Source organism: Roseiarcus sp., assembly GCF_052145395.1.
GTDB lineage: Bacteria > Pseudomonadota > Alphaproteobacteria > Rhizobiales > Beijerinckiaceae > Roseiarcus.
Genome location: NZ_JBKQOT010000831.1, coordinates 1 through 10,976 on the forward strand (window position 1 = coordinate 1; position 10,976 = coordinate 10,976).

Sequence of the window (10,976 nt, forward strand, 5' to 3'; positions counted from 1 at the left end):
CGGCCTGTTTGACCGTGCGCGGAAACCCGTCGAGAATGAAGCCGTTCCTGGCGTCCGGCTGGCCGATGCGGTCGGCGATGATGCCGACGACGATCTCGTCGGAGACCAGGGCGCCCGACTCCATCACCGCCTTGGCCTTGAGCCCGATCGGCGTCCCGGCCGCGACCGCGGCGCGCAGCATGTCGCCGGTCGAAAGCTGCGGGATACCGTATTTCTGCACGAGTCGCGTGGCCTGGGTCCCCTTGCCAGCGCCGGGAGGCCCGAGCACAATCAACCTCATCGCTTCCGTCCCTTCAGTCTGGCCCTGCGGATCAACCCTTCATACTGATGCGCCTGCAGGTGTCCGTGAATCTGCGCCACCGTATCCATCGTGACGTTGACGACGATCAGCAGCGAAGTGCCCCCGAAATAGAACGGCAATGACGCATAGGAAATCAGCCATTCGGGTAACAGGCAGATCAGCGCCAGATAGCCGGCCCCGAGCACCGTGACGCGTGTGAGAACGTAGTCGATGTATTGCGCCGTCCGTTCGCCGGGCCGGACGCCGGGAATGAAACCGCCGTGCTTCTTGAGGTTGTCGGCCGTATCCGCCGGATTGAAGACCGTGGCCGTATAGAAGAAGGCGAAGAACACGATCAGCGCGACATACAGGATCAGATAGAGCGGGCTCCCGCGGCCGAGCAAGGCCGTGATCGTCGTGAACACGCCTCCGGCGGTGCCCTGCGCGAAATTCGCCACCGTCGTCGGCAGCAGCAGAAGCGACGAGGCGAAGATCGGCGGGATGACGCCCGAGGTGTTGAGCTTGAGCGGCAGGAACGAGCTCTGCCCCTCGTACATCTTGTTGCCGACCTGACGGCGTGGATAGGTGATCGGCACCCGCCGCTGCGCCCGCTCCATGAAGACGATAAAGGCGACGACGACGAACACCATGACGATGACGGAGAGCACCAGGCCGGTCGAGATCGACCCCTGTCTGCCGAGTTCGAATAGTTGGACGATCGCCTGCGGCAGGCGCGCGACAATGCCTGCGAAGATGATGAGTGAAGAACCGTTGCCGACGCCGCGCGCGGTGATCTGCTCGACGAGCCAGACGAGGAACATCGTCCCGCCCGTCAGGGTGACGATGGTCGAGATGCGAAAAAGGATGCCGGGATCGCTCACCACGCCCGTTCGTCCCTCGAGCCCGATTGCGATGCCGTAAGCCTGGAACATCGCCAGCGCGACGGTCAGATAACGGGTGTATTGATTGAGAACCTTGCGGCCCTGCTCACCTTCCTTCTTGATGGCCTCCAGCGACGGCACCACCGAGCTTAGCAACTGGATGATGATCGACGCGGAAATGTAGGGCATGATGTTGAGCGCGAACACCGCCATGCGCTGCACCGCGCCGCCCGAGAACATGTTGAACATGTCGAGCACGCCCTGCTTCTGGCCGAGGAACGCCGTCTGGAACGCGTCCGAATCGATGCCGGGCAGAGGGATGTAGGTCCCGAGACGATAGATGACCAGCGCGCCCAGCGTGAACCAGATGCGCTTTTTGAGTTCATCGGCCTTGGAGAAGGCTGACCAGTTGATATTGGCTGCGAGCTGTTCGGCGGCCGACGCCATTGCGCTCTCCAGGCGGCGCCCCCGAAAGAGCGCGAAGTTTGAAGAAATGACGTTCTCGCCGCGCTGACCGGCGCGGCGAGAACGCCCCTATCATATGGCTGGCGCGCGCGCCATCTCCAACCCGAACGCCATCGTCACGGGGCGGTCGGAGCGGCCTCCGCCCGCAAGGTTCTGAGGCTGCCGCCTGCCTTTTCGATGGCGGCGGCGGCGCTCTTCGAGGCGGCTGCGACCTCGAAATTCGCGCTCGCCTTCAGTTCGCCCGAACCGAGGATTTTCACGCCGTCGCGCGGATGCGTGACCACGCCGGCCTTCAGAAGCGCTTCGGCGTCGATTGTCGCGGACGTGTCGAGCTTGCCGGCGTCGATCGCGCTCTGGATCCGCCCGAGGTTGACTTCGTTGTAGACGAGTTGCGACGGCGGCGTGAAGCCGCGCTTCGGCAGCCGCCGATGCAGTGGCATCTGGCCGCCTTCGAAGCCCTTGATCCGAACGCCCGAACGCGCGGTCTGGCCCTTGCCGCCGCGGCCAGATTGTTTGCCTTTGCCCGAGCCGATGCCGCGGCCGACGCGGATACGCGCCTTCGACGAGCCAGGATTGTCCTTGATGTCGTTGAGTTTCATCGCGCGATCCTCACTGACCTTCCACGACGCGCACGAGATGCGCGACCTTGGCGATCATGCCGCGGTTGGCCGGCGTGTCGGCGACCTTCGCCTGACGGCCGATCTTGTTCAGGCCGAGTCCCTTCAGCGTTTCGCGCTGCGAACCGGGTCGGCCGATGGCGCTGGTGACCTGCACCAACGTAATCGTCTTTTCCGTACTCATGCCTGCCTCCCGCCTCACGAGTCGCTTGCGTCGGCTTCGACGCTCTGGCGGCGCGACTGGATCGTCGACACCTTGAGGTTGCGACGTTGCGCGACCGAGCGCGGGCTGTCCTCGCGCGACAGCGCGTCGAAGGTCGCGCGGATCATGTTGTAGGGGTTCGAGGAGCCCTGGCTCTTGGCCACGACGTCGTGGACGCCGAGCGACTCGAATACTGCCCGCATCGGACCGCCGGCGATGATCCCGGTGCCGGCCGGCGCCGCGCGCAGCACGACGCGCCCGGCCCCATGGCGGCCGTTGACGTCGTGATGCAGCGTACGGCCCTCGCGAAGCGGCACGCGGACGAGGCCGCGCTTGGCCGCCTCAGTCGCCTTGCGGATCGCCTCCGGCACCTCGCGCGCCTTGCCGTGGCCGAAACCGACCCGACCCTTCTGGTCGCCGACGACGACCAGCGCCGCAAAGCCGAAGCGGCGGCCGCCCTTGACGACCTTCGCCACGCGGTTGATATGGACGAGGCGGTCGACGAACTCGCTGTCGCGCTCCTCGTGTTTGTGGTCGCGGCCGCGGCCGCCCTCTTCACGCGCCATGTCTTTCTTCCGTTACTCAATCGCGGCGCGCGCCTGAATGCGGCGCCGCTCGCTCCGTTGGTGGATTAGAACTCGAGGCCGCCCTCGCGGGCACCCTCGGCCAGCGCCTTTACCCGGCCGTGGTACATATAGCCGCCTCGGTCGAACACGACCTTGCCGACCCCAGCCTTCTTGGCCCGATCCGCGAGTTCCTTGCCGATCATGCGGGCGGCCTCAACGGTCGCGCCGGTTTTCAGCTGCTCGCGAAACGCCTTCTCGATCGTCGAGGCCGAGGCCAGGGTCTTCCCGCGCTCGTCGTCGATGATCTGCGCATAAATTTGCTTGGACGAGCGGAAGACGCTGAGCCGCGGACGGTCGCCAGCCTTCGCGGCGATCGTCCGACGGACGCGCGCCTTGCGCCGGTCGGTGGAGATGTTGGACTTGGCCATAGCGGCGCCCCTTACTTCTTCTTGCCTTCCTTGCGGAAGATGAACTCGCCTGCGTACTTCACGCCCTTGCCCTTATAGGGCTCGGGGCCGCGGAACGCGCGGATCTCCGCGGCGATCTGGCCGACCTGCCTCTTGTCGATGCCGGCGACCGTAATCTCGGTCGGCTTTGGAGTCGTGATCGTCACGCCGGCCGGGATCGGGTAGACAATGTCGTGACTGTAGCCGAGGGACAGCTGCAGGTTCTTTCCTGCGATCGCCGCCTTGTAGCCGACGCCGTTAATCTCGAGCTTCCTCTCGAAACCGTGGGTGACGCCGCCGATCAGGTTGGCGATCTGCGCGCGCGTCATGCCCCACATCGCGCGGCCCCGCTTGTCCTCGCTGTGGTGCGGCTGGACATGCACGGCGCCGCCGTCGATCGACACCGACACCTCGTCAGGCGCGGTGAACTTCAGTTCGCCCTTCGCCCCTTTGACCGCGATAGTCTGACCGTCCAGCTTTGCGGTGACGCCGGCCGGAATGACCACGGGCTTCTTGCCAATACGAGACATGGCTCAATTCCATTTCTTCGCGAGCGCCCCGTCAGAAGACGGTGCAGAGGACTTCGCCGCCGACATTGGCGTCGCGCGCGGCGTGGTCGGCCATGACGCCCTTCGGCGTCGAAACCATGGCGACGCCGAGGCCGTTCGCGTCCCGAGGCATGGCGTCGACGGTGGCGTAGAGGCGGCGGCCCGGCTTCGACACCCGCTCCAGCTTGCGGATAACAGGCTCGTTGTCGAAATACTTCAGCTCGATTTCGAACTCGGTGCGGCCGTTGCCGAAGTCCGTGGTCGCATAGCCGCGGATGAAGCCCTCGGACTCGAGCACGTCGAGAACCTTCTTGCGAAGCGAGGAACCGGGGGTCGAGACCTTACCGCGCTTGCGCATCTGCGCATTGCGGATGCGGGTCAGCATGTCGCCGAGCGGATCGTTCACTGCCATGATCCTAGCCTCCTCACCAGCTCGACTTCACGAGCCCCGGGATCAGGCCCTTGTTGCCCAGTTCCCGAAGCGCGATGCGCGACATCTTCATTTTGCGATAAAAGCCGCGCGGACGTCCCGTCACTTCGCAACGATTGCGCACGCGGTTGGCCGCGCCGTTGCGCGGCAGCTCGGCGAGCTTCAGACGCGCCTCGAAGCGCTCCTCCATCGGACGCGCCTCGTCGTTGGCGACGTCGAGCAAACGTTGGCGGCGTCCAGCGAACTTCTTCGCCAGCCGCTGCTTGCGCAGGTTGTTCTCGATTGCACTTTTCTTTGCCATTAAGGCCTCCAATATTCCGCGTCTGAGCCCTTCGGGCTCACTGCCGGAACGGGAAGTTGAACTCACGCAGCAAGGCCCGCGCTTCCACGTCGGTCTTGGCTGTCGTGCAGACGACGATGTCGAGACCGAGCATGGATTCGGCCTTGTCGTAGTCGATCTCGGGGAAAATGATATGCTCCTTGACTCCGAGCGCGTAGTTGCCGCGACCGTCGAACGATTTCGGATCGAGGCCGCGGAAGTCGCGCACGCGCGGCAGGGCTACGGTCACCAGTCGGTCGAGGAACTCGTACATGCGGGTCTTGCGCAGGGTGACCTTCGCGCCGATCGGCATGTTCTCCCGCACCTTGAAGGTCGAAATCGCCTTGCGGGCGCGGGTGATCACCGGCTTCTGGCCCGCGATCAGCGCGAGGTCGGCGGCCGCCGTCGTCACCTTCTTGGTGTCGTTGACGGCTTCGCCGACGCCCATGTTGAGCACGATCTTGTCGATCTTCGGCACTTCCATGGCGTTCTTGTAGCCGAACTCCTTCACCAGCTTCGGCACGATCTCGTCCTGGTAGGCCTTCCTCAGACGCGCGACATAATCCTTCGGTGCGGTCTCAACGGCGCCGGCGGCCGCGACGGCCGCATCTCCCTTGCCGGGCTTGGCGCCCTTGGCGTCGGGAGCGGGCGCGCCCTTGCTGCCGCCCTTCGGCGGAGCGGCCTTGTCGCCCTTGCCGGGCTTTGCGCCCTTCTCGTTCTTGTCAGCCATCGATCAGGTCTCCGGAACGCTTGGCGACGCGGACCTTGCGGCCATCGTCGAGAGTCTTGAAGCCGACTCGCGTGGGCTTCCCCGTCTTGGGATCGGCGATCGCCAGGTTCGACAGCTGAATCGGCGCCTCCTTGGTCAGGATTCCGCCTTCGGTCTGCGCGGTCTGGCGCGTATGGCGATGCACGAGGTTGACGCCGGCGACGATCGCGTGGTTCTCCGTCGGCATCACCTGGCGCACCTCGCCAGTCTTGCCCTTGTCGCGGCCGGTGGTGACGACGACGCGGTCGCCCTTCCTGATCTTGGCGGCCATCACAGCACCTCCGGCGCGAGCGAGATGATCTTCACGTGGTTCTTGGCGCGAAGCTCGCGCGGCACCGGCCCGAAGATGCGGGTGCCGACCGGCTCGGACTGGTTGTTGACCAGCACCGCTGCGTTCGAATCGAACCGGATCACCGAGCCGTCGGGACGGCGGATGTCCTTGGCGGTGCGCACCACGACCGCCTTCATAACGTCGCCCTTTTTCACGCGTCCGCGCGGGATCGCTTCCTTGACGGAAACGACGATGATGTCGCCGATCGAGGCGTAACGACGCTTCGAGCCGCCCAAAACCTTGATGCACATCACGCGCCGCGCGCCGGAGTTGTCGGCGACATCGAGATTGGTCTGCATCTGTATCATGGCCTGATCGCCTTTCTGGTCAGATCGGTTTCCAGCGCCCTGCAGCGCCGGACTACGCCTGAAGGGGGCTCATCGCCCCCGGGATGAAACGAGACGAGCGCTTTCTCGCGCCCGTCATTCCTTCGGCGCCATCTCGTCGATGACGATCCAGCGTTTCAGCTTCGAGATCGGGCGCGTCTCCTCGATGGAGACGGTGTCGCCGACTTTCTGTGTCTTGTTCTCGACATGCGCATGATAATTCTTCGAGCGGCGCACGGTCTTCTTAAACAGCGGGTGGGTGAAGCGGCGCTCCACCTTCACGACCAGCGTCTTCTCCTGCTTGTCGCTGACAACGACCCCCTGCAATATTCTCTTTGGCATCTCTTAGTCCTCGGACTTGGCGGCGCCGCGCTTTTGCGCGGCGATGGTCTTGACGCGCGCAATGTCGCGGCGGACGACGCGCACCCGCGCGGTGTCCTGCAACTGGCCGCTCGCCTTCTGAAAGCGCAGGTTGAACTGCTCCTTCTTCAGCTTGAGCGCCTCGTCGTTGAGCTGGTCTTCCGTCATGACGCGCAGATCGGAAAGGCGACCGGAATTCTTCATCTCGCGCTCTCCTTATTCCGCAATGCGCTGCACGAAGCGGGTTTTGATCGGGAGCTTGGCTGCGGCGAGCAGGAACGCCTCGCGCGCGAGTTGCTCCGGGACGCCGTCGACCTCGAACATGATGCGTCCAGGCGCGACGCGGGTTACCCAGTACTCCGGAGCACCCTTGCCCTTGCCCATGCGGACTTCGATCGGCTTCTTCGACACCGGCACGTCCGGAAATACGCGGATCCAGACTCGGCCGGCGCGCTTCATGTGGCGCGTGAGCGCGCGGCGGGCCGCCTCGATCTGGCGCGCGGTCACCCGCTCAGGCTCCAACGCCTTCAGACCGAACTCACCGAAGTTCAGCGCGAATCCGCCCTTCGCATTGCCGTGAATCCGGCCTTTGAAGGCTTTGCGAAACTTCGTTCTCTTGGGCTGCATCATGATCGTAGACTTTCAAAGGATCCGCAGCGTCAGACGGCTTCGCGCTGCTCACGGTCGCGGTCGCGACCATGGTCGCGATCCCGCTCCCGCGGCTCGCGGCGCGGACGGTGCGTGGAAGAGTGATCGGCCTCGGCCTGGCGTTTGTCCTGGGCCATCGGATCGTGCTCGAGAATTTCTCCCTTGAAGATCCAGACCTTGATGCCACAGGTGCCATACGCGGTATGCGCGGTCGCGACGCCGTAGTCGACGTCGGCGCGTAGCGTGTGCAGCGGCACACGGCCCTCGCGGTACCACTCGAGGCGGGCAATTTCCGCGCCGCCGAGCCGGCCCGAGCAGTTGATGCGGATGCCTTCCGCGCCGAGCCGCATGGCCGACTGGACGGCGCGCTTCATTGCGCGGCGAAACGCCACGCGGCGCTCGAGCTGCTGGGCGATCGATTCGGCGACGAGCGTCGCATCGATTTCCGGCTTGCGCACCTCGACTATGTTGATCGCGACTTCGGAGTTCGTCAGCTTCGACACCTGCTTGCGCAGCTTGTCGATGTCGGCGCCCTTCTTGCCGATCACCACGCCCGGGCGCGCCGAGTGGATGTTGACCCGGCACTTCTTGTGCGGACGCTCGATCACGATCTTGGAGATCGCAGCCTGTTTCAGGCCCTTCGACAGCACGTCGCGGATCTTCATGTCCTCGTGCAGGAGCTTGCCGTACTCGGTCTTGTTCGAGTACCAGCGCGAGTCCCACGTGCGGTTGACACCGAGGCGCAGCCCGATCGGATTGATCTTCTGACCCATAGTCGCCTCTCCTCAGGCCGCTTTGGCTTCATCGGCGGCGACTTCGCGCACGATGATCGTAATGTTGGCGAACGGCTTCTCGATGAGCCCGGCCCGCCCGCGGGCGCGAGGGCTGAAGCGCTTCATCACCATGTCCTTGCCGACCCAGGCCTGCGCGACGACGAGATCGTCGACGTCGAGGTCATGATTGTTCTCGGCGTTGGCGATCGCAGACTCGAGCGCCTTCTTGACCTCGACCGAGATCCGCTTGCGTGAGAACTCGAGGTCGGCGAGCGCCGCCGCGACCTTCTTGCCCCTGATCAGCTGGGCGAGCAGGTTCAACTTCTGCGGGCTCACCCGCAGCATGCGGACGGTCGCCTTCGCCTCGTTGTCGGCCAGACGCCGCGGGTTGGCTTGCTTCGACATCGGTTACGCCCTCTTCGCCTTCTTGTCGGCGGCATGGCCATGAAACGTCCGCGTCGGCGCGAACTCGCCGAACTTGTGGCCGATCATCTCCTCGGACACGAGCACCGGAATGTGCTTGTGGCCGTTATAGACGCCGAAGGTGAGACCGACGAACTGCGGCAAGATGGTCGAGCGCCGGCTCCAGATCTTGATGATCTCGGAGCGGCCCGAACCGCGCGCGGCGTCCGCCTTCTTCAACAGATAGCCGTCGACGAACGGCCCCTTCCAGATCGAACGCGTCATGCCTCAGCCTTTCTTCTTCCGCGCGTGCCGCGATGCGACGATGAACTTGTCCGTGGACTTGTTGCTGCGTGTCTTGCTGCCCTTGGTCGGCTTGCCCCACGGCGAGACCGGGTGGCGGCCGCCCGAAGTGCGGCCCTCGCCGCCGCCGTGCGGATGGTCGACCGGGTTCATGGTGACGCCACGGTTGTGCGGGCGATGGCCGAGCCAACGGTTGCGGCCCGCCTTGCCGAGCGAGGCGTTCATGTGGTCCGGGTTCGACACCGCGCCAATCGAGGCGAAGCACTGACCGTGAATAAGCCGCTGCTCGCCCGAGTTGAGCCGGAGCGACACATAGCCCTGATCGCGACCGACGATCTGGGCGTAGGCGCCGGCCGAACGCGCGATCGCGCCGCCCTTGCCGATCTTCATCTCGACGTTGTGGACAATCGTCCCGACCGGAATGCTCGCGAGCGGCATCGCGTTGCCCGGCTTCACGTCGACCTGCGCGCCTGCAATCACCTCGTCACCGACCGACAGGCGCTGCGGCGCGATAATGTAGGCTTGTTCGCCATCGGCGTACTTGATCAGCGCAATAAAGCTCGTGCGGTTCGGGTCGTACTCGAGCCGCTCGACCTTGCCGGCGACGTCGAGCTTGCGCCGCTTGAAGTCGACAATGCGGTACGACTGCTTGTGGCCGCCGCCGCGGAAGCGCACGGTGACGCGGCCGTGGTTGTTGCGGCCGCCCTTCTCCGTTTTGCCGACGGTCAACGCCTTGACGGGCTTGCCCTTATGAAGCTCGCTGCGGTCGACGATGGCCAGCTGGCGCAGGCCCGGCGTCGTCGGCTTGTAGGTCTTGAGAGCCATGGTCCTGATACCCTTAGAGGCCGGTGGTCACGTCGATGCGATCGCCGTCGGCGAGCGTGACAATCGCCTTCTTCATGTCCTGCTGCCGGCCGCGGACGCCGCGGAACGCCTTGGTCTTGCCCTTGCGGAGAAGGGTGTTGACCGCGGTCACCTTGACGTCGAACAGCTTTTCGATCGCTGCCTTGATCTGCGGCTTCGTCGCGTTGCGCGCGACCTTGAACACGAACTGGTTGTTTTCGGACGCGATCGTCGCCTTCTCCGTAATCACAGGCGCGACGATCGTATCGTAGTGGCGGGCGTCCTTTGTCATTTGAACCGCGCCTCCAGCGCTTCGATCGCACCCTTGGTCAGCACGAGCTTCTCGCGGCGCATGATGTCGTAGACGTTGATCCCCTGGACCGGCAGAACGTCGATCTGGGGAAGATTGCGCGCGGCCACGGCGAACTTCTCGTGCACCTCGCCGCCATCGATGATGAGCGCGTTGGCGATCGCCGCCTTGGCGAAGGACTCGCGCAGAACCTTGGTCTTGCCTTCGCCGAGCTCCGCCCTCTCCCAGACCACAAGGCCGCCCGCGCGGACCTTGGCCGACAGCGCATGGCGCAGCGCAAGCGCGCGCACCTTCTTCGGCAGGTCGTGCTCATGGCTGCGCAGAACCGGACCCATTGCGCGACCGCCGCCTCGGAACTGCGGCACCCGCGCCGATCCGTGACGGGCGCCGCCGGTGCCCTTCTGTTTGTACATCTTCTTGCCGGTGCGGTTGATCTCGCTGCGGCCGAGCGTCTTGTGGTCGCCGGCCTGGCGCCTGGCGAGCTGCCAGCGCACCATGCGCGCGATGAGGTCGGCGCGCGGCTCCAGGCCGAAGATCGCGTCGTCGAGCTCGACCGAGCCCGTGGCCGCGCCGTCCATCGACGTCATGTCAAATTTCATGACCGTCACTCTCCCTTCGGCGCTTCGGCCGGCGCGGCTTCCTGAGCCGCCTCGTGAATACGGAATTTGCCCGGAACCGGCGCGTCCTTCGGCAGCGGCTTCTTCACCGCGTCGCGCACGGCGATCCAGCCGCCGGCGTTGCCCGGCACTGAGCCCTGCACCAGGATCAGGCCGCGCTCGGCGTCGGTCTGCACGACGCGCAAGTTCTGGGTCGTCACCTTGTCGACGCCCATATGACCCGCCATCTTCTTGTTCTTCCAGGTCTTGCCAGGATCCTGACGACCGCCGGTCGAGCCGTGCGATCGGTGCGAGATCGACACGCCGTGGGTCGCGCGCAGGCCACCGAAGTTCCAGCGCTTCATCGGACCGGCGAACCCCTTGCCGATCGTCACACCGGTGACATCGACATATTGTCCAACCGCGAAATGATCAGCGGTGATCTCAGCTCCAACCGGAATTAGCTTGTCCTCGGCGACGCGGAACTCCGCCAGGCGCATCTTCGGCTCGACATGCGCGACAGCGAAACGCCCGCGTTCGGCCTTGGAGACGTTCTTGACC

The 10,976-nt window shown here is 64.9% G+C and carries 22 protein-coding genes; all 22 read right to left on the reverse strand.

The genetic code is table 11. The annotated features are described in order from the left end of the window. The coding region (locus ACLP25_RS28855; protein WP_442472531.1) for a nucleoside monophosphate kinase at nucleotides 1–280 on the reverse strand (280 nt) is incomplete at its 3' end. Beyond that, nucleotides 277–1,608 (reverse strand): preprotein translocase subunit SecY, encoded by a 1,332-nt coding sequence (secY, locus tag ACLP25_RS28860; protein WP_442472532.1) that lies wholly within the window; start codon nucleotides 1,606–1,608, stop codon nucleotides 277–279. The genes secY and ACLP25_RS28855, both read right to left, overlap by 4 nt. 134 nt (nucleotides 1,609–1,742) lie before the next feature. Beyond that, nucleotides 1,743–2,225 (reverse strand): 50S ribosomal protein L15, encoded by a 483-nt coding sequence (gene rplO, locus ACLP25_RS28865; protein WP_442472533.1) that lies wholly within the window; start codon nucleotides 2,223–2,225, stop codon nucleotides 1,743–1,745. A 10-nt stretch (nucleotides 2,226–2,235) separates the two neighbouring features. Then, nucleotides 2,236–2,427 (reverse strand): 50S ribosomal protein L30, encoded by a 192-nt coding sequence (rpmD, locus tag ACLP25_RS28870; protein ID WP_442472534.1) that lies wholly within the window; start codon nucleotides 2,425–2,427, stop codon nucleotides 2,236–2,238. Nucleotides 2,428–2,441: 14 nt separating this feature from the next. Further along, nucleotides 2,442–3,011, reverse strand: a complete 570-nt coding sequence (gene rpsE, locus ACLP25_RS28875; RefSeq protein WP_442472535.1) for a 30S ribosomal protein S5 — start codon at nucleotides 3,009–3,011, stop codon at nucleotides 2,442–2,444. A 65-nt stretch (nucleotides 3,012–3,076) separates the two neighbouring features. Next, nucleotides 3,077–3,439: a 50S ribosomal protein L18 gene (rplR, locus tag ACLP25_RS28880; RefSeq protein ID WP_442472536.1), complete on the reverse strand. Its 363-nt coding sequence runs from the start codon at nucleotides 3,437–3,439 to the stop codon at nucleotides 3,077–3,079. Between the two features lie 11 nt (nucleotides 3,440–3,450). Beyond that, entirely contained in the window at nucleotides 3,451–3,987 is a 537-nt protein-coding gene (gene rplF, locus ACLP25_RS28885) for a 50S ribosomal protein L6 (protein WP_442472537.1), read from the reverse strand. A gap of 31 nt (nucleotides 3,988–4,018) precedes the next feature. After that, a complete protein-coding gene (gene rpsH, locus ACLP25_RS28890; protein WP_442472538.1) occupies nucleotides 4,019–4,417 on the reverse strand; it encodes a 30S ribosomal protein S8 in 399 nt (132 codons plus the stop codon). Nucleotides 4,418–4,430: 13 nt separating this feature from the next. After that, nucleotides 4,431–4,736, reverse strand: coding sequence for a 30S ribosomal protein S14 (rpsN, locus tag ACLP25_RS28895; RefSeq protein ID WP_442472539.1), 306 nt, complete (start codon nucleotides 4,734–4,736; stop codon nucleotides 4,431–4,433). 37 nt (nucleotides 4,737–4,773) lie between these two features. After that, nucleotides 4,774–5,484: a 50S ribosomal protein L5 gene (gene rplE / locus ACLP25_RS28900; RefSeq protein WP_442472540.1), complete on the reverse strand. Its 711-nt coding sequence runs from the start codon at nucleotides 5,482–5,484 to the stop codon at nucleotides 4,774–4,776. Continuing rightward, nucleotides 5,477–5,794, reverse strand: a complete 318-nt coding sequence (gene rplX / locus ACLP25_RS28905) for a 50S ribosomal protein L24 (RefSeq protein ID WP_442472541.1) — start codon at nucleotides 5,792–5,794, stop codon at nucleotides 5,477–5,479. The genes rplE and rplX overlap by 8 nt, the downstream gene beginning before the upstream one ends. Continuing rightward, nucleotides 5,794–6,162: a 50S ribosomal protein L14 gene (gene rplN, locus ACLP25_RS28910; RefSeq protein WP_442472542.1), complete on the reverse strand. Its 369-nt coding sequence runs from the start codon at nucleotides 6,160–6,162 to the stop codon at nucleotides 5,794–5,796. Before rplN ends, rplX begins: the two co-directional genes overlap by 1 nt. Nucleotides 6,163–6,276: 114 nt before the next feature. Next, nucleotides 6,277–6,522 (reverse strand): 30S ribosomal protein S17, encoded by a 246-nt coding sequence (gene rpsQ, locus ACLP25_RS28915; protein ID WP_442472543.1) that lies wholly within the window; start codon nucleotides 6,520–6,522, stop codon nucleotides 6,277–6,279. 3 nt (nucleotides 6,523–6,525) lie between these two features. Next, a complete protein-coding gene (gene rpmC / locus ACLP25_RS28920; RefSeq protein ID WP_442472544.1) occupies nucleotides 6,526–6,744 on the reverse strand; it encodes a 50S ribosomal protein L29 in 219 nt (72 codons plus the stop codon). 12 nt (nucleotides 6,745–6,756) lie between these two features. After that, entirely contained in the window at nucleotides 6,757–7,170 is a 414-nt protein-coding gene (rplP, locus tag ACLP25_RS28925; RefSeq protein WP_442472545.1) for a 50S ribosomal protein L16, read from the reverse strand. 29 nt (nucleotides 7,171–7,199) lie between these two features. Further along, on the reverse strand, nucleotides 7,200–7,961 hold the full coding sequence (rpsC, locus tag ACLP25_RS28930; protein WP_442472546.1) for a 30S ribosomal protein S3: 762 nt from the start codon (nucleotides 7,959–7,961) through the stop codon (nucleotides 7,200–7,202). A gap of 12 nt (nucleotides 7,962–7,973) precedes the next feature. Continuing rightward, the gene (rplV, locus tag ACLP25_RS28935) at nucleotides 7,974–8,366 is read right to left on the reverse strand and encodes a 50S ribosomal protein L22 (protein WP_442472547.1); all 393 of its coding nucleotides are present in this window, start codon (nucleotides 8,364–8,366) and stop codon (nucleotides 7,974–7,976) included. 3 nt (nucleotides 8,367–8,369) lie between these two features. Next, a complete protein-coding gene (rpsS, locus tag ACLP25_RS28940) occupies nucleotides 8,370–8,648 on the reverse strand; it encodes a 30S ribosomal protein S19 (protein WP_442472548.1) in 279 nt (92 codons plus the stop codon). Nucleotides 8,649–8,651: 3 nt separating this feature from the next. Then, nucleotides 8,652–9,491, reverse strand: coding sequence for a 50S ribosomal protein L2 (gene rplB / locus ACLP25_RS28945; protein ID WP_442472549.1), 840 nt, complete (start codon nucleotides 9,489–9,491; stop codon nucleotides 8,652–8,654). A 13-nt stretch (nucleotides 9,492–9,504) separates the two neighbouring features. Beyond that, a complete protein-coding gene (locus tag ACLP25_RS28950) occupies nucleotides 9,505–9,801 on the reverse strand; it encodes a 50S ribosomal protein L23 (RefSeq protein WP_442472550.1) in 297 nt (98 codons plus the stop codon). After that, nucleotides 9,798–10,418, reverse strand: a complete 621-nt coding sequence (gene rplD, locus ACLP25_RS28955; protein ID WP_442472551.1) for a 50S ribosomal protein L4 — start codon at nucleotides 10,416–10,418, stop codon at nucleotides 9,798–9,800. Before rplD ends, ACLP25_RS28950 begins: the two co-directional genes overlap by 4 nt. Nucleotides 10,419–10,423: 5 nt before the next feature. Then, on the reverse strand, nucleotides 10,424–10,976 hold a 553-nt coding region (rplC, locus tag ACLP25_RS28960), incomplete at its 5' end, for a 50S ribosomal protein L3 (RefSeq protein WP_442472552.1).